We start from the raw sequence: 16,652 nt of genomic DNA on the forward strand, positions 1-16,652 counted from the left end.
GCAGGTGGGGTGGAGATCGATGGCGGTTTGAAAAAAATAGTACTGATACGGTCAACTTACTCCCCCTTCGGTGGCGTCGAACGGGTGGCGCTGGGCCTCATCGACGGGCTGCTCAACAAAGGGGTCGACGTCACCCTGCTGACCTTCCCCGGCCAACCCTGGCCGGTGTCCAACGAACACCTGCACCTGGTGCCCATGGGCATCTTCCGCACTCATCGGCTGGTCCAGGCCTGGTCCTTCGAGCGTGCAGTGACCGGCTATCTGCAGCGGAACGCCTTCGACTGTGTCTTCTCGCTGGACAAGGTCACCACCTTTACCCACCTGCACGCCGGTGGCGGCACCCACCGGACCTTTCTGCGCATCAAGGCGGGATACTCAGGCAGGCTCTCCCGTTTTCTCAGGCGTTTCAGCCTCTTCCACCGCTATATTCTCCACCTGGAGAAAAAAGGTTTCGAGAACCCCCGGCTGGTGAAGGTGCGATGCAACTCCAACATGGTGAAAAAGGACATCCAGGATGAGTACGGGGTTGCCGAAGAGAAACTGGCCGTCATCCACAGCGGGATCCGCTGGCAGGAGATGGGCGACACCTTTGCAGACCGGGCCGCCGTCGGCAAGGCCTTGCGTCGCCTGCACGGCATTGAACCCGGGTGGTCGTGCCTGCTTTTTCTGGGCAGCGGGTTTGACCGCAAGGGACTGGACGTCGCCATCAAGGGACTGGCGGCCATGCCGGCGGATTTCCATCTGCTGGTGGTGGGCAAAGGGTCTGCGGGACCGTATCGGAAGCTGGCCGCGCGTCTCAACCTTGACGGCCGGGTCCATTTCCTGGGCCCACAGTCCCAGGGCTGGCGGTATGCCGCCTTGTGCAGGGCCCTGGTCCTGCCGTCGCGCTACGATCCTTTTGGTGGGGCTGCCGCCGAAGGCCACGCCATGGGTGTTCCCGTGCTGGTGAGCGATAAAACCGGTTACGCCGATTTTGTTTCACCCGGTGTCAACGGGGTGATTGTTTCCTCCCCCATGGTGCAGCCGCTGATTGATACTGCTTTTGCGGACTTTCATGATCTTATCGAACGTCCCCAATGGTCCCCGGAAAGGATCAGGGACCACGCCCGCCAGGTGGATGACGAGGTGATCCTGGAGAAATTGTTGAGCGAGTTTATTGGTTAACCTTGCTTTAATTCCAGCAACATGATTTGGCCCGTGTCCTTGTGCCGCCACCGTCCCAGGATCGTGAAATCCTGCTCAAAGGGGGCGGCCATGAGATCAAACGCCTGCCGGGGCCATTGATTTTCTTCGTAAAACAGATAGCGTTGTCCATCGGCCCGCATGGACGCGATGAGTGCTTGGTACTGACTGGGAATTTTTTTTATACCGTCCCGCGCACAGAGCGGGCCCGGAAAATCGCGATGGGCATAGAAGAAAACCCACTCGTAGACGGTTGATTGGGCGCCGGCGATCGCTGCCACCTGCGTCGGTGCTTTCTGACGGGCGATTATTTCCCCGGCCTGTCGGTAGACGATCTTGTCTTCGTGGTTGGGTCGTAGATTTTTAGCCATTCCGAAAAGCAAAACAAAAGTAACTGCCGTGACGGTGGCCGTCAATGGCTTGAGGCGGCAGTGGCTGGTCAACCAACCAACCAGACGGTCGATTCCAAAGCCTATAAAGAGAAACCCCGGGTAGATCACAATGGCCAGAAAACGGTTGTAGATGAGCCACGTCTGCAGCAGATTAACATAGAGCACCAGGGTGCTGAACATTAGAAGACAAACGAAATAACTGACGCCGCCATCTGTGGACAGCCTCCTGCGGATACCGATCCAGCCGATGAAGAAGAGCAGCGCATAGGGGTAAAAAAAACCTTCGAGCACCGTATTGAATATCAGCCCCAATGGGACCATCCAGGTGACCGTGCGGACCCCGCGTAAAAATTCACCGAAGAAGCCCGGCTGGTTTCTGGCCAGGGATTTTAACTGGTCCCGCACCGCATCGTAATGAGAAAGAAATTGTGTCAGTGCGGTTTGAATCTTCTGGGTGCGGAAAAGATCCTCAAGGGGTCGGTCTATCAACACCGTTGCGGCGGCCAAGGCAATAACGGCGACCAGGACGGGCAGGGAGAAGAAGAATATCCGTCGCAACCGATCATTTGACCTGCCGATGACAAGATAAACGCCGGATGCCAGGATAAAAACCATGCCTTCGTACCTTGTCCAGGCAGCCAGCATGAATAGCGCGCAACTCCAGGTGAGATCCAGGGGCCATCTGCGCTCCGCGGGGGACTGGAGGTGGCGCACAAACATCAGCATGCCGCCGCAGATCAAAAACCAGAAAATGGGGCCCCGGACGATATCCGCGCTGCGGCTGACGAATACCGGGATAAGGGCATATACCAGCAGGGTGATGGCCGCGATCCGCTCGTCAAAAAAACGTCTTATCAGAAAATAGAGCGGAAAGAGGGTCGCAACGCTGAAAAACAGGGATACGGACCGGCCGGCGGCGATCCAGTCGCCCGCCAGGCCGAACGCAGGTGCAATTAAAAAGGGCAGGGGTGATATGAAACTGATGCGGCAGGCGGTCAGGGCATGCCATTGGTGGTAGAAAATCGCACGCGCCTGGTGAATATAGTGGATCCCGTCGGGGTTGATGATATGGGTATTCAGGCAGGCAAAAAGGCGTACCCCAAATGCCGCCGCGAACACCCAGAAAACAGGCTGCTTGACGATGCCGAGAAATTTTTCCAGACGATGGGTCATTTTGTTAGCCGGTAAACGGCGCGGACGCCGCGGTCAGTGGTAAATCCCATGAACTCAATGGTTTTGAACTTCAAATGATCCTCGAGGATATGTTTCAACTTGTCGAGCGACCTGATGCGGCTTGGCGAATTGTCTTCAAAAAAGCACGTTTTTGCGCAGTATGTGTTGATAATGTCCCAAAGCGGCTGTTTATTGACATGGGACCAGATGGAAAGCACGAATACGTAGTCAAAGGGAATCGGTCCGATGCACGATGTTAACGCGTCAACCCCTTCGTTGATGTCAAAGGCATGCAGGGTGACGTCGATGTCGTTCTGATTGAAGTGCCGGTTCATGGCATCGACCACATCCTGGCGATGATCGATGCCAATGGCCCGGAGCGCTCCCCGCTTTTTCATGTCGACACAAATGCGGCCGATGTTGCAGCCGATATCCAGTACCGACGCATCATCGAAACGATCCGGTACGCCCAATACCGCATAGCGATGGTTCATGTCCCTGCCGCGCGGATCCGAGTCATCCAGCGATTGATAGAACTTTCCGTCCCAACTGGTTTCGATGGCTTTGAGGAGATCCTTCTCCTTGCCGTTGGTCGTGTGTGGTGTGGCTGCCAACTCCAGCTTTTGTTCGAGACGGAAGGCAATGTCCAGTTTCGTGATCAGGCCGCGTTGCTGCTGTTTGCGTTTCAGGTCCCTTTTCATATGAAGGGTCATAAACGGTGCCTGAAGCTCTTCATTGATCAACCTGAGAACGATATGGCGGATCTGGTAATGGGCCAGTAAAAGGTCCAGCACCTGATCGACCCGGTTGCCGTCGATGAGATTGAGAACCTGAAGGGTGAATTTTTTGACTTCACGGGCAGCAGATTTATCTATATCTTCGGTAAGATGGCCCATTTCGAAGTCGATGTGGACGGCCTTCTCCTGGTAGAGGATCAGGTTCCTCAAGTTGGCATCGTAATGGATCAGGCGGTGGTTCTGCTCGAAAATTGCCTCACAGTGCCTGCGGTGCATTTCCCGGTAGATCTTTGCGATGGCGGACAGTTTGGCCGCTTCATTTATGGCTGGATCAACCAAAAAGCGATCCAGTCGTTGCCCCCGGATGGCAGCAAGTCCGATCGCGGGTGCCTCGGGTTGCATCTGGGCCGGTATCTCGCGGCGTTCGGGAACGTCGAATCCCCTTTCGTGCCAAAGGGCAAGGCAGTCGATCTCAAAAGCCCTTCTTTGCAAAGGCGAACGGTACTCCACCGGAACCTCACGTCCCAATGCGCCGATCAATTTGTATTTGACCATTTTCAGGGTGAGCGGCTTGCGGCGATAGCTCTTGATGACCATTTCACCGGTTTGACTGTCGTTCAGGTGCGTCACCAGATTAGAGTCCTGGATGACCTCTTGACCTGAGTTGGTTGGCTGCATATCTCCCCTTTTCGATGAAACCGGAGCCTCATGTTTTTTGTCTGAAATATTATCTCCCGCCGGTGGAACGGCGCCGCCATGAAAACCGTTGCTACTGGACTCGGGCCGTCAATTCGTGTTCGACCGTGATCCTGGGTGTGTTTTGGTATGCCTGAGTTTGACGAAAAACAAGTTCTCCTTTCGGTTCACCATATCGTTGAATCAACCGTTGCCGTCGTATTTCTTCCGGGAGTTCCACTTTTAAGAGAATATCGGCGTAGGTGATGCGTGATTCCGGATTGGATTTGACATAAAACCGGATGGGTTTTTTTATGCAAAATCGGAAAAAGGGCCGCAATTCATCAATGCCCCGGCAGGGATCCACAAATTTCCGGCGAAAGAAGAAGAGGGTGTCGACGCTCATGCAGTCGTCATCGATCACCGCGATCTTCCCCGGTCCGAAAGGGCCGAATCCCTTCTTGCGGATCAGCTTGCCCAGCGTCGTCTTACCGGCGCCTTTGTTTCCGGTGATGCACACGATCACGACATCCTTCCGGTCCAAGACCTTCTGGATGAGGTCGGCCAGGGTCTGGAATTTTTCCGGAGGCATGCCACCATAGGAGATGGTGCGACCGGTATGATCTTTTATTTTAATTGTCCGCTGCGAGTGAATGGCTCTTTCTCCGAAATTGTCGTACCACGGTCTTTACTTTTCCTGAACCCCAGCCCGGACGGTCGGGGTCAGGTACTCCGGTCCAGTGGATCCGATCTGGGCGATCCGGGCAAGGACCGCTGCGTGAACCGCGTCGACGCTCAACATTTCCAGGCAACGTGCCCGGCCGCTGCCGTCGCACCCTTTCTGGCCGCAATGGATACAGGGCATCGGCTGGTGGACGATACGGTTGGCGTTGCCCAGCGGCGCCCAGACACCGGGTTTGCCGGGGCCGAAAATGGTGACGCAGGGCGTCGATACGGCTGCGCCGATATGCCCCACGGCGCTGTCCATTCCGATGAGCAGTAAACAGTGGCGCAGGATCGCCGCGAGAAGATCCAGTGTCGTTTTGCCGGCAAGGTTGACGGCATGGCCGTCACAGTGTTCGATGATCGTCTGGGCGCGCGCGTGCTCCGCGGATGATCCCAGGATCAGGGCGGTACGTCTGCTCCCGGCCGTCAACCGCCGAACCAGTTCCGTGGTCTTTTCCAGCGGCCATTCTTTGTAACGCCACAGGGCAAACGGATGGACGGCGATGAGGCGGCTTTCCGGGTCAACGCCCTGCCGGGACAGAAAATGCCCGGCCTGTTCTATCTGGTTGTCGGTGAGGGCAATTTCGGGATGACGGTGACGCACCGGGATCCCGCATTGCATCAACAGGCTTTGATAATACAGGGATTGATGCCGGTTGGGGTCAGGCATGAACGGTTTGAGATGGGTAAAGGCCAGATCGCGCCAGAAGGTTTCTTTGGTCGAGTAAAACCCGATGCGCAGGGGCGCCCCGGACAGGCGGGCCAGGATGGCCCCGCGGGTACCGGCCCGCAAATCAAAAACCAGGTCGGCGTGGAAAGCGCGAAATTCCCTGAAGAAAGCGAACTGGTAACGGGCCGCGGCCGCGAAGCGCAACCGGGGCTGCTCGATCGAGACGACATCGTCGGCCCAGGGACAGATGTCCATGATTTCCCTGGCTTTGGCGCGGATGGCGACCACCACGCGCGCTCCGGGAAAGTTTTCCTTCAGTGCGCGGACGCAGGGCAGGCTCACGACCACGTCACCAATATCTCCGAGCTGGATCAGCAGGATGCACCTGATCTTTTCTGGATCCAAAAAAGGAGGGGAACCCTTTAGCCACACGGTATCAATTCCTCACTTGCGCCGGACGGTGTCCGTAACTGTTGGATAATGTGTCATTTCCCAATATTTGGCATATTTCATAAAAGAACCGCCGGCATTTAACAAGGAGATAATCAGACCATCCAGGCCGTATATAAAACCGAGCTTCAATACGTAAACGGAAAAAAAGGTCCACCCGCCGTGCAGCAGCGGAGAACAGCAGTTGACCCTGGTTTTGCGGCCCATCATTTCCTGCGCGGCCAGGGAGGAATAGTGCTGCAGTTTTTCTATCATGTCCGCATAGTCGCGAAAACTGTAATGGTCGATACAGCCGGCAAGCTCCACGATCGGCCCTTCCGCTATCCAGCGTTCGTGGACCCTGCTGTCGCTGAAAGCACCTTTGTGGGGCCTGACCAGGCGCACCACCGTGTCGGGCCACCATCCACAATGCCGTATCCAGCGGCCATGCAGGTAGTTGCGCCTCTGGAGGCGGAATGCCGCCACGTCGTCGCCGGCATGGGTCAGTTGCCGCTTGATGTCATCGGCCGTCGACTTGGGCAACCGTTCATCGGCATCCAGAATCAGGACCCAGTCGTGGCGGCACTGATCCACGGCAAACTGCTTTTGCCGGGCAAAACCGGCAAACGGGTGCTCGCAGACCGAACAGCCGAGCGACCGGGCGATGTCGCGGGTGCCGTCGCGGCTGCCGGAATCGACCACCACAATCTCGTCGGCAAAGCGGACACTTTCCACACACACCGGCAGCCTGTCCGCCTCGTTAAAGGTAATGATCGCCACTGAAAGCTCGGGGTTGTTCGGCATGCTCGGATCCTAACTCGGTTGGGGCGCACCGGCGCCGTTCGGACGGTTCAGGGTCGCCGGGTCCAGGGTTTCGATCCCGTGCGCACACAGGTAGGTTCCGGCAGCCTGGGCCGCTGCCAGCAACTGGTCATTGGCGGTCAGCTGGGTGCGGTCGTTTTCAGGATGCCAGAGGTGGAAGCAGATTGCAGCAAACGGGTGTTCCTTGCGTTTGAGACCATACTTGTAGAGCCGGACGACCATTTCGGAATCTTCCCGCCCCCACCCGCGAAAGGCCTGATTGAATCCGTTCACGGCATACAGATCCTTTTTGAAAATGGCGGCATTGCAAAAACGGGTGCCGCTGAGGCGGACATTGACCAACGGCGGCAGCCAGCCGATGCGCAACAGGTGATGACGGTTGCCCAGGTGGCGCGAGAACAGCAGGCGCAGGCGATGTCCGGCCACGTTCTGGTGCGTAAAGTGGTCCGACAGCGCACGGTCTACCAGAATCCGTTTGCCCTGTACAAAGTAGCCGGGAGCCGACAAGCGTTCATGGTCCGCGACAAAGTCCGGATCCGGGATGCAGTCGCCGTCGAGAAAGATCACGTAGTCACCCCTGCAGACGCGCAGCGCTTCGTTGCGGATTCTGGCCAGGCGAAACCCCTCGTCCGGCTGCCAGACATGGGTGGTCGCCACGCCGGCGCGTTTCTGCATTTTTTCGACGAGGTCGCGGGTGCTGCCTGTCGAGCCATCGTCGGCCACGATGATTTCATCGGCAGGGCGGCGCTGTGCATACAGCCCGCCTATCACCCTGGCGAGGGCGTCCGGCCGGTTATAGGTGGTGACGATCACACTGATCAACATCGTTGTCGTTCCCTTTACTCGACGTGCGCCTGAATCGCAACGCCTTCGCCCCGGGTTGCCAGCCTGCCGACGGCAGACATGACCCGGTCGGCAGTGATGGTCTGCATGCATTTTTTCGATAAGGGGCAGTGACGTTTGAAACAGGGGCTGCAGGGCCTATCGGCCCGGATCACCTGGTGCCCACGGCCGTATGGCCCTGTTCGCCACGGTGCCGTGGGGCCGAACAGGGCCACGGTCGGGGTACCCATGGCCGCTGCGATATGCATGGGACCGGTATCGGTGGTGATCATCAGCTTCGCCTGCTGCAGCAGGGCTGCCAGGGTCAGCAGGTCGGTCCGGCCTGCAAGGTTGGGCGCCATGGTCTTCATTTGCCCCCGGATGTTGTCGATATAGGCACGGTCCCCGGGGCCGCCGGTGAAGACGACCGGCCATCGCGCCTCCTGCTGGAGACGATCTGCCACCCGGGCGAATCCTTTGCCGGACCACAGCTTGCTTTCCCATTGCGCCATCGGGTTGATGGCCACGAACGGGGCGCCGGCGTCCCGGTCTAACCCGGACAGCAACTGCATTGCCTTTTTGCGGTGAACATCCGCAACGGGGAGTTTGTATTCGATTGGCCCGCATTCGACGCCTATCGCCTGAAGCATGATCAGATTGCGGTCCAGGGCGTGAATGTCCATGCTGACGGCCGGTATGTGTTCGTTCAGTGCCACGTAGCTGCATTCCTGGTGCGCCAGCCCGTGACCGAATCCGATTTTTCGCCGCGCGCGGGTCAGTGCGATCAGAACCGCTCCCTTCAGCGAGAACTGAAAATCCAGTACCATATCGAACCGATGCCGTCGCAGGCGGGTGACAAACCCGGCCAGCGCCCGCAGGTGCTGCCGGCGCCGGGGTGTTTTCAATCCCTTGAGCCATGTCTTGCGCTGCGAGACCAGTACCTCGTCCACGTCCGGGTGCCCCATTACCAGATCGGCGGCGGCCTCCTCGACGAGCCAGGTGATGCGCGCCCGGGGATAGCGGCGTCGCAGGGCCGTCAGCGCAGGCAGGGTGTGCACCACATCGCCGATGGCGCTCAGCTTGACAATGAGAATCCGGGGAGATGACGTCATGCCGACCGTTCCCGTGATATTTTAAGCAGCGCCAATGCCTGGGTCATCACCATGTCCACACTGATTGCGGTCATGCAGCGGTGATCGATGATGGGGCAGTCCGGTTCCAGGCACGGGCTCAGCGGGCAGGCGTCGGGAACCTGCACCAGGCAGCTGGCACGGTTGACGGGGCCGGTGGCCACCGGGTCGGTGGGGCCGATGATGGCCGCCTGGGGGACCTCAAGGGCCGCCGCCACGTGCATCAGGCCTGAATCGTTGGTGACGAACAGATGACATTGACCGATGAGGCACATGGCCTCGCGCAAGGGCGTACGACCGCACATATTGACCGCGCCGGCCCCGATCTCTCCGGCGATTCGCTGACCGATCGGGGCTTCCCCGGCACTGCCGAAAATGATGATGCGCGCGTCCACTTCCCGGACCAGGCGCCGCCCGAGTTCGGCAAACCGGTCGGGCAACCATCGCTTGGCCGTGCCGTAGGTGGCACCCGGGTTCAGCCCGACCAGCGTCCGGCTTCCTCCCAGTCCGAGGCTGTCCAGCAACAACCGGGTCGATGTTCGTTCGTCGGCACTGATGTGGAGGGCCAGGCGCCTGCCGTGCAAGGCCAGTCCGGCACCTGCCAGGAGCCCCAGATAATAATCGATCAGGTGTCCCTGCTTGAGTGGCCGCCACGTGCGGATTCGTTCGGTCAGCAGGGCCGTGCGGCCGTCGGTGGTAAAGCCCATGCGCTGCGGGATCCCTGCCAGAAAAGAGAGCAGGGCGGCTTCGAAAGCGTTTTGCAGCAGGATGGCCAGATCGAACCGGCGTTTTCGGATATCTCCGGCCAGGGTCCACAGGCCGGGCAGGCCGGCATGGCGGGCATCGGTCGCATAAACCATCACCTCGTCGATGTCCGGGTTGTTTTTGAACACCGGTACCACCCACGGTTTGGCCAACAGGGTAATCCTGGCGTTCGGGAAATTGCGCCGCACACTGTGCAGCGCCGGTGTGGACATGATCGCGTCGCCTACCCAGTTGGCGGAACGGATCAGGATTCGATGCACATCAGCGAATCTCGGTGTCGTCATGAGGCTCGATTCATTATTTTTGTCCGCCGGGACACGCGCTGGTTTTTTTTACGCGGCCACGGCTGGTATGGGCGCGTCTTCCAGCGCTGGTGGATCCAGAACCATTGTTCCGGAAAGCGTCTGGCGTAGCATTCGATGACCCGGTTGTACATTTCCGTGTTCAGGTCTACATCCTTGACGCGGTCACCGGTCCGGATCAAGGGCAGTTCCGGTCCGAATACGGCGTGAAAGCCGCGGGGGGTCCGGATCATGAACGCCGGCAACACCGGCGCCTCGCTTTTCAGCGCCAGCAGGGCCATGCCGGTATTGGTGCAGGCCCGGTGACCAAAAAAGTCGACAAAAACGCCTTCATACCAGTCCACATTCTGGTCCATCAACATGCCCACGGGATAACCCCGTTTCAAATTGATGTAAATCTGTCGCATCGCGCCGCGGCGGGTGGAAATGGGCAAGCCTCCGAAACGGGAACGGTTTACCTTGAAAAAATGATCGAGGAAAGGGGTGTCCAGCGGGCGATAGACGATGCGTACCGGCATGTTTCCCAGATACGAAGCAATGGGCCATAATTCCCAGTTTCCGAAATGGGCTCCCAGTAATAGCACGCCTTTGCCTTTGTCCATCGCCTGCCGATACGCCTCCAGACCGGATACCGTGAAATGGTCGGCCAATTGGGTTTCATCCAGTCGCAGCGACCAGCTGATTTCAAAAACCATTTTAAAGAGGTTCTCAAAAACGGCGCGGGCGATGGCATGGATCTGCGTAGCCGTTTTTTCGTCGCCGAATGCACGCCGCAGGTTTTCCAGGGCAATGCGTCGGTGCTTGGCATCGACGGCGAACACCAGATGCCCCAGATGTTTGGCCATTAATTTCCGGGCACGGGCGGGAAACCGGCCCATCAGGAGCATCCATGCCATTAACAGGTGGTATAACAAAAGGTCTATTTTACGCATCGGACTGGGTCGGATTGGCTGGTGCCGTGCCTGCCTGGGAAATAGGGTTGCTGCCAGTAAACTGCATGTCGTAAAGTTTGGCGTACTCGCCTTTCATCGCAAGCAGTGTGTCATGGGTGCCCTGTTCGATGATTTTGCCATCTACCACAACCACAATGTGGCTGGCTTTGGACACCGTGGAGAGCCGATGGGCGATGACAAAGGTGGTGCGACCGCGCATCAGGTTTTCCAGAGCGCTCTGCACCAGCGCCTCGGCCTCGGTGTCCAAAGAGGATGTCGCTTCATCGAGGATGAGAATTGGAGAATCCTTGAGCAGAGCCCGGGCAATGCAGAGGCGCTGCCGCTGGCCGCCTGAGAGCTGACCGCCCAGTTCCCCGATATACGTATCGTATCCCTTGGGGAGCCTGCGAATAAAATCGTCGGCATAGGCCGCTTCTGCTGCAGCGAAAATGGCCTGTTCATCGGCCTTTGGATTTCCATAGGCAATATTATCGCGGACTGTCTCGTTGAATAGAATCGGATCCTGGGTCACGAATGCGATCTCTTTTCTTAAATCGGCCACCTTGTAATCCCGGATGTCCGTGCCGTCGATACAGATGCGTCCCTCGGAAACATCGAAGAATCGGGGAATCAGATTGACCAGTGTCGTTTTGCCGCCGCCGCTCATCCCTACCAGCGCGATCACTTGGTTTCGGGGGACCATCAAATCGATCCCCTTGAGGATCGGTTTGTCGCCATAGCTGAAATGCACGTTCTCGAAGCGTACGTCATGGGGGCCGCGCACCATCGGACGAGGGGATTCGGATTCCAGGATATCGGATGGGGTCTCGACGATATCGAACACCCGGTCGGAGGCGGCCAGACCCTGCTGGATAGAGTTGTTCAGGCGGCTCAGTTTTTTGACCGGATCATACAGCAACAGGACGCATGCCAGAAAACTCATGAACGTGCCCGGCGTGGTTTCGCCCTCGATCACCTCCGATCCACCGTACCAGATGACGAAGGCGATGCCCAGTCCGCCGAAAAATTCCATGACCGGCGAGGAGAGCGACTGCACGATGACGCCCTTGATCTCAAGGTCGAAGAGCCGACGGGTTCTGTCGAAGAAGCGCTGTTTCTCATGCTGCTCCATACCGAAGGCCTTGACAATCTTGTTGCCGGCAAAGGTTTCATGTAGAAAGGCGTTGAGTTCGGCCATGGCCTGCTGACAACCGGTGCTGACCCGACGGACTTTGCGCCCGAGGATAAAGACCGGCCAGAAGGCCCCCGGCAGGACGATGAAGGCAATGATCGCCATACGCCAGTTCTGATAGAAGATCACCGCTGCCAGGCCGATGATCGTGGACGCGTCCCGCACGGATCCGGTGACTCCCGTGGATACCATCGATTTGAGAATGTTCACGTCATTGGTGATGCGCGACATGAGCGTACCGGTACGTTCTTTCTGGAAAAAAGCCAGGGGCAGGTCTTGAATACGGTCGTAGAGTTGGTTGCGCAACCGGCGGATGATATCTTCGCCGACGTAGTTTATGAAATACTCCTGGCCGTAACTGCCCACTCCCTTTATAAAAAAAACGGCGACCACCAAAAGGGGCAACCATATCAAACCGGTGGTATCCTTATTGACGAAAATATCGTCGATTACTGGTTTGATCAGGTAACCCGTCGCCGTGGTGGATCCTGATATCATCAAACTACAGGCGGCGGCAAAAATCAGGCGCCCGCTGTTTTTTTTGATCAACGACAGGATGCGCCGATGCCGTTCCTTGAATTCCATCTTGAAAATAGGCTTCACACGCTTTCCCCTGTTAATCGGTAAACGAATAGAGTCATAAATATAACGTGCCCCGTATTTAACCCATGGGATACGTTTTGTAAATAATGCGGTTAAAAGTGACCGGATTGATGGTCGATGCGGAAAGAAAAGCAAAAAACGGCTTTTTGGATTGCCATTGCCAATACTAATTCGGCATAATATAAAACGCTCGATTTAGTTAAAAGGGACCACCATGCACAAACCTTATCATATTACTCAGGAGGCCCTGAGGGCAAACAACCTGCTCTGATATGAGAGACAATGAGAATGGAAGCAGAATCATGCCCTATCAAGAAATTGACCTTTCGCTATTAACGACCTACCCGGCATCGACGCGGGCTTCAAAGGTAACGACGGCGCTTGAAGGCCGCCCCCTGAGACCGGGCATGCGCTTTTTATCTTTTTTGGAGGGCCTGCCCGCCGTCCTGAAAGCGGATGAACTCAAGGCCGTTGCCCGGGCGGTGGTGGATGCCAGGCGCCTGAAAAAACCAATATTGGTCATGATCGGCGGCCATGTCATCAAAACCGGTTGCGCGCCCGTGCTTGCCGGCCTCGCTGCCGACGGCTTCATCACCCACCTGGCCTCCAATGGCGCGGCGGCCATTCATGATACAGAACTGGCGCGGTTCGGCCACACCTCTGAGGATGTGGCCTCTCAGCTGGAAGACGGATCCTTTGGCATGGCGTCGGATACGGCCCTTCTTGTCAACGATGCGGCCAAACGGGCGGCCGCCGGCCGGGAAGGGTTCGGCGAGGCGGTGGGGGCGATGCTGCTTGAAGAGGACGCACCGCATGTCCACCGCGCCTTGATCGTCTGCGCCCATCGATTGAAGATTCCCTACACCCTTCACGTGGCCCTGGGTACCGACATCGTCCATCAACACCCGACGGCGAGCGGTGCCGCCATCGGTGAGGCCTCGCTCAGGGATTTCCGCATCTTCGCATCGACCGTCTCTAAACTGGGCGGCGGTGGTGTGGTGATCAACATCGGCAGCGCGGTTATCATGCCGGAGGTTTTTTTAAAGGCGCTGGCCGTGGCTCGAAATCTGGGCCATCCGGTCAAGGATTTCACCACGGCCAATTTTGACATGATTCAGCACTACCGCCCCGGCGTCAATGTGGTCCGGCGGCCGGTCCTCGCCGGCGGCAGCGGCTACGCCATAACCGGTCACCATGAAATCATGATTCCCCTGCTTGCCGCAGCGATCTGCGAATACGCGGAAACCGGGACTTGATTCAGGGCATCGGAAAAATGCTGCAAATCAACCCCGTGTATGCTATTTCGAAACCCAGGAGATCGACATCCCCATGCTGAATGCAATGATCGACGCACATGTCCAATGCCTGCAAAACCTGAGAGCCATCGAACCGGCCTTGGAGCGGGTGGGCGATATGCTTTTGCAATGCCTGCTCGGCGGCGGCAAGATAATGATTTGTGGCAACGGCGGAAGCGCGAGTGACGCCCAGCACTTTGCCGCCGAAATCGTGGGCCGGTTTGAGCGGGAACGGCGGGCCTATCCGGCCGTGGCATTGTCCACGGATACGTCCATCCTCACCGCCGTTGGAAATGACTACGGCTATGATGAAGTGTTTGCACGCCAGGTGGACGGCCTTGGCCGACCGGGTGATGTCCTGATCGGCATTTCCACTTCCGGGCACTCGGAAAACGTTATCCGGGCCATCAGGCGAGGCAAATCTTTGGGCATGAAGACCGTGGGACTGCTGGGAAAGGACGGCGGCGCCCTCAAACGTCTGGTGGATCAGGCCATCGTGGTGGGCAGTGACACCACGGCCCGCATCCAGGAAACCCATATCTTTATCCTGCACTATTGGGCCTGGCAGATAGAGAGCGGTCTGCCCCAAACCCGTGGAGGACAGGTGTGAGCGGCATTTCCCTCCATGAACATCTGGCCGACCGGCTGAATCGTACAAAGGTTCTCGTGGTGGGGGATCTGATGCTGGACTGCTACTACTGGGGAGATGTCCGCCGGATTTCTCCGGAAGCGCCTGTTCCGGTGGTCCGGGTTAAGGAAAAAACGTTCTCCCTGGGCGGTGCGGGAAACGTCGCTGCCAATCTGTCCGGGCTCGGGTGCAGCGCCGCCGTCATCGGATTGATCGGTCAGGATGCTGCATCACACCAGGTTCAGGGCCTGCTCTCCGCATTGCAGATCAAGGACCATTGCATCGCCGATGCCGGGCGGCCCACCATCACCAAGACCCGGATCATGGCCAGCAAACAGCAGGTGGTGAGACTGGACGAAGAGGACGGAAGTGATATCGGCCCCGGGACCACCGATCGCATTCTTTCGGCTGTATTGGAAATGCTTCCGCAGGTGAACGCGGTTATCCTGTCGGATTATGGTAAAGGCATGTTTGCTTCTTACGACTTTATTCAGGCCATGATCCGTGCATGTAAAAGAGAAAACGTTCCGGTATTCATCGACCCCAAGGGCAGGGAGTGGGATCGTTATGCCGGTGCCACCTGCGTCACCCCCAACACCGCGGAACTGGAACTGGCGGCCGGCAACGAAGTAAAAACAGAAAGGGAGCTGACTCCCATCGCCCGGGATCTTCGGCGGCGGTTGGCTCTCGACTGGCTGCTGGTCACCCGGGGGCCCAAGGGCATGGCCCTGTTCGGCAACGATGCCGCGCCGGTTATGATTGCTGCCCGGGCCAGGGAGGTGTTCGATGTATCCGGTGCCGGGGACACGGTTATCGCCACCCTGGCCGCCTGCGTGGCCGCGGGAATGAATTTTGGCGATGCCGCATCGGTGGCCAATACCGCCGCAGGCATCGTGGTGGGCAAGCTGGGCACCCAGCCGGTGCGTTGGCTTGAACTGGAGCGGGGTCTGGAGGACGTGTCGCAGCGTAAGCCCGCGTCGACGCTGTGGAAAGTGGCCGACGTCCAGGAGGCCTCGGCGCGGCTTTCCCGGTGGCGGCAGGCCAGGCAGCGGATTGTCTTTACCAACGGCTGTTTCGATCTGTTGCATCCCGGCCATGTCAGCCTGCTTCACCAGGCCCGGCATCTGGGGGACCGGCTGATTGTAGGGTTAAATACGGACGCATCCATCAGACGGCTTAAGGGGGAACAGCGGCCCATACTTCCGGGGAAAGACCGGGCCGCCATCCTCAGCGCGCTGGAGGACGTCGATATGGTGGTATTTTTTGATGAAGATACCCCCTTGACTCTCATCAACCAACTCAAGCCGGACATCCTGGTCAAAGGTGCGGATTACCGGGTTGCGGACGTGGTCGGCAAATCGATCGTGGAGTCGTATGGCGGTCAGGTCCGCCTGGTGGATATTCTCCAGGGGCACAGTACGACCGCCATTGCCCGCAAACTGTCCGGAACAATAGAAGAAGGAGTAAAAGATGGCCATCAACCAGGAACTGCTTGACATCCTCGCCTGCCCCCAGTGCAAAGGGGAGATCCGCCTCACCGACACCGAAGACGGTCTGATCTGCGAAACCTGCCGGCTGGTGTACGAAATCCGCGACGACATCCCCATCATGCTGATCGAAGAGGCCAAACCGCTTAACCCATGAGCCTGCCCCAGCTTCCCACGCCCGCCAAACTCATTGCGGGCTTTTTCGTGAAAGACAAGGCCCTTGCCGCGGATATCGTCAAGGATCTGCAGGACCGATTGGGCCCTGTGGACATGATCAGCGCCTGGCTTAATTTTGATTTCACGACGTATTATGAAAAAGAGATGGGTGCGCCGCTGAGTCGCCGGCTGGTCGTATTTAAAAAGCTGGTCGAGCAGACGGAACTGGCCGCGATCAAACGGATGACCAATGCGGTGGAACAACGATACCAGCGGCAGGGGAAGCGTCGGGTCAATATCGATCCGGGATATCTGCTTCCGGAACGATTTGTTCTGGCCACCGGGAAAAACTTTACCCATCGTATTTACATTGGCCAGGGCATATATGCGGACCTGACGCTGATCTATCAGAAGGGGGCCTTTCGGGTCCTGCCCTGGACCTACCCCGATTATGCCGACAGGCGCCTGATTGACTTTTTGACCCTGGTCCGAAATAAGTACATGCTGGATTTAAAACAATTGAAGGACTGAATC

The 16,652-nt window shown here is 57.8% G+C and carries 16 protein-coding genes; 6 read left to right on the forward strand and 10 right to left on the reverse strand.

Annotated features, from left to right (window positions below; genetic code table 11):
• Positions 1 to 27 precede the first annotated feature (27 nt).
• A complete protein-coding gene (locus ACHZBS_RS22095; RefSeq protein ID WP_319408666.1) occupies positions 28 to 1,164 on the forward strand; it encodes a glycosyltransferase in 1,137 nt (378 codons plus the stop codon).
• On the opposite strand, the gene ACHZBS_RS22100 is transcribed toward ACHZBS_RS22095, so the two are convergent.
• The 10 genes from ACHZBS_RS22100 to ACHZBS_RS22145 all read right to left on the reverse strand — a co-directional run bounded on the left by ACHZBS_RS22100 (position 1,161) and on the right by ACHZBS_RS22145 (position 12,552).
• Positions 1,161 to 2,747 carry a glycosyltransferase family 39 protein gene (locus tag ACHZBS_RS22100; protein WP_319408667.1) on the reverse strand — a complete coding sequence of 529 codons (1,587 nt, stop codon included), beginning with the start codon at positions 2,745 to 2,747 and terminating at the stop codon, positions 1,161 to 1,163. The genes ACHZBS_RS22095 and ACHZBS_RS22100 overlap by 4 nt on opposite strands.
• The gene (locus ACHZBS_RS22105; RefSeq protein WP_319408668.1) at positions 2,744 to 4,162 is read right to left on the reverse strand and encodes a class I SAM-dependent methyltransferase; all 1,419 of its coding nucleotides are present in this window, start codon (positions 4,160 to 4,162) and stop codon (positions 2,744 to 2,746) included. The genes ACHZBS_RS22100 and ACHZBS_RS22105 overlap by 4 nt, the downstream gene beginning before the upstream one ends.
• 91 nt (positions 4,163 to 4,253) lie before the next feature.
• Positions 4,254 to 4,751 (reverse strand): hypothetical protein, encoded by a 498-nt coding sequence (locus ACHZBS_RS22110; protein WP_319408669.1) that lies wholly within the window; start codon positions 4,749 to 4,751, stop codon positions 4,254 to 4,256.
• Positions 4,752 to 4,847: 96 nt separating this feature from the next.
• Positions 4,848 to 5,960, reverse strand: a complete 1,113-nt coding sequence (locus tag ACHZBS_RS22115) for a glycosyltransferase family 9 protein (RefSeq protein WP_319408670.1) — start codon at positions 5,958 to 5,960, stop codon at positions 4,848 to 4,850.
• A gap of 39 nt (positions 5,961 to 5,999) precedes the next feature.
• A complete protein-coding gene (locus tag ACHZBS_RS22120) occupies positions 6,000 to 6,788 on the reverse strand; it encodes a glycosyltransferase family 2 protein (RefSeq protein ID WP_319408671.1) in 789 nt (262 codons plus the stop codon).
• Positions 6,789 to 6,797: 9 nt separating this feature from the next.
• Positions 6,798 to 7,631: a glycosyltransferase family 2 protein gene (locus ACHZBS_RS22125; RefSeq protein ID WP_319408672.1), complete on the reverse strand. Its 834-nt coding sequence runs from the start codon at positions 7,629 to 7,631 to the stop codon at positions 6,798 to 6,800.
• A gap of 14 nt (positions 7,632 to 7,645) precedes the next feature.
• Positions 7,646 to 8,740 (reverse strand): lipopolysaccharide heptosyltransferase II, encoded by a 1,095-nt coding sequence (waaF, locus tag ACHZBS_RS22130; protein WP_319408673.1) that lies wholly within the window; start codon positions 8,738 to 8,740, stop codon positions 7,646 to 7,648.
• Positions 8,737 to 9,807: a lipopolysaccharide heptosyltransferase II gene (gene waaF, locus ACHZBS_RS22135; RefSeq protein ID WP_319408674.1), complete on the reverse strand. Its 1,071-nt coding sequence runs from the start codon at positions 9,805 to 9,807 to the stop codon at positions 8,737 to 8,739. Before waaF (ACHZBS_RS22135) ends, waaF (ACHZBS_RS22130) begins: the two co-directional genes overlap by 4 nt.
• Positions 9,804 to 10,757 (reverse strand): lysophospholipid acyltransferase family protein, encoded by a 954-nt coding sequence (locus ACHZBS_RS22140; RefSeq protein ID WP_319408675.1) that lies wholly within the window; start codon positions 10,755 to 10,757, stop codon positions 9,804 to 9,806. The genes waaF (ACHZBS_RS22135) and ACHZBS_RS22140 overlap by 4 nt, the downstream gene beginning before the upstream one ends.
• A complete protein-coding gene (locus ACHZBS_RS22145; protein ID WP_319408676.1) occupies positions 10,750 to 12,552 on the reverse strand; it encodes an ABC transporter ATP-binding protein in 1,803 nt (600 codons plus the stop codon). The genes ACHZBS_RS22140 and ACHZBS_RS22145 overlap by 8 nt, the downstream gene beginning before the upstream one ends.
• Before the next feature lie 302 nt (positions 12,553 to 12,854).
• Between ACHZBS_RS22145 and ACHZBS_RS22150 the strand changes: the two genes are divergently transcribed.
• From ACHZBS_RS22150 to ACHZBS_RS22170, 5 genes are all read left to right on the forward strand, one after another.
• Positions 12,855 to 13,808: a hypothetical protein gene (locus ACHZBS_RS22150; protein ID WP_319408677.1), complete on the forward strand. Its 954-nt coding sequence runs from the start codon at positions 12,855 to 12,857 to the stop codon at positions 13,806 to 13,808.
• A 73-nt stretch (positions 13,809 to 13,881) separates the two neighbouring features.
• Positions 13,882 to 14,457 carry a D-sedoheptulose 7-phosphate isomerase gene (gmhA, locus tag ACHZBS_RS22155; RefSeq protein WP_319408678.1) on the forward strand — a complete coding sequence of 192 codons (576 nt, stop codon included), beginning with the start codon at positions 13,882 to 13,884 and terminating at the stop codon, positions 14,455 to 14,457.
• Complete coding sequence (gene hldE / locus ACHZBS_RS22160) at positions 14,454 to 15,971, forward strand: bifunctional D-glycero-beta-D-manno-heptose-7-phosphate kinase/D-glycero-beta-D-manno-heptose 1-phosphate adenylyltransferase HldE (RefSeq protein ID WP_319408679.1); 1,518 nt, start codon at positions 14,454 to 14,456, stop codon at positions 15,969 to 15,971. Before gmhA ends, hldE begins: the two co-directional genes overlap by 4 nt.
• The gene (locus ACHZBS_RS22165) at positions 15,946 to 16,119 is read left to right on the forward strand and encodes a Trm112 family protein (protein ID WP_319408680.1); all 174 of its coding nucleotides are present in this window, start codon (positions 15,946 to 15,948) and stop codon (positions 16,117 to 16,119) included. The genes hldE and ACHZBS_RS22165 overlap by 26 nt, the downstream gene beginning before the upstream one ends.
• Positions 16,116 to 16,649, forward strand: a complete 534-nt coding sequence (locus tag ACHZBS_RS22170; protein WP_319408681.1) for a DUF4416 family protein — start codon at positions 16,116 to 16,118, stop codon at positions 16,647 to 16,649. The genes ACHZBS_RS22165 and ACHZBS_RS22170 overlap by 4 nt, the downstream gene beginning before the upstream one ends.
• The last annotated feature ends 3 nt before the right edge of the window (positions 16,650 to 16,652 follow it).

Origin of the sequence: uncultured Desulfosarcina sp. (genome assembly GCF_963664155.2) — a bacterium.
In the GTDB taxonomy this organism is placed as follows: domain Bacteria; phylum Desulfobacterota; class Desulfobacteria; order Desulfobacterales; family Desulfosarcinaceae; genus Desulfosarcina.

Bases quoted from the DNA above. Each gene is read 5' to 3' on its own strand.
- ACHZBS_RS22100 (WP_319408667.1), bottom strand. From the start codon at position 2,747: ATGACCCATCGTCTGGAAAAATTTCTCGGCATCGTCAAGCAGCCTGTT.
- ACHZBS_RS22105 (WP_319408668.1), bottom strand. From the start codon at position 4,162: ATGCAGCCAACCAACTCAGGTCAAGAGGTCATCCAGGACTCTAATCTG.
- ACHZBS_RS22110 (WP_319408669.1), bottom strand. From the start codon at position 4,751: ATGCCTCCGGAAAAATTCCAGACCCTGGCCGACCTCATCCAGAAGGTC.
- ACHZBS_RS22120 (WP_319408671.1), bottom strand. From the start codon at position 6,788: ATGCCGAACAACCCCGAGCTTTCAGTGGCGATCATTACCTTTAACGAG.
- ACHZBS_RS22125 (WP_319408672.1), bottom strand. From the start codon at position 7,631: ATGTTGATCAGTGTGATCGTCACCACCTATAACCGGCCGGACGCCCTC.
- waaF (WP_319408673.1), bottom strand. From the start codon at position 8,740: ATGACGTCATCTCCCCGGATTCTCATTGTCAAGCTGAGCGCCATCGGC.
- waaF (WP_319408674.1), bottom strand. From the start codon at position 9,807: ATGACGACACCGAGATTCGCTGATGTGCATCGAATCCTGATCCGTTCC.
- ACHZBS_RS22140 (WP_319408675.1), bottom strand. From the start codon at position 10,757: ATGCGTAAAATAGACCTTTTGTTATACCACCTGTTAATGGCATGGATG.
- ACHZBS_RS22150 (WP_319408677.1), top strand. From the start codon at position 12,855: ATGCCCTATCAAGAAATTGACCTTTCGCTATTAACGACCTACCCGGCA.
- gmhA (WP_319408678.1), top strand. From the start codon at position 13,882: ATGCTGAATGCAATGATCGACGCACATGTCCAATGCCTGCAAAACCTG.
- ACHZBS_RS22165 (WP_319408680.1), top strand. From the start codon at position 15,946: ATGGCCATCAACCAGGAACTGCTTGACATCCTCGCCTGCCCCCAGTGC.
- ACHZBS_RS22170 (WP_319408681.1), top strand. From the start codon at position 16,116: ATGAGCCTGCCCCAGCTTCCCACGCCCGCCAAACTCATTGCGGGCTTT.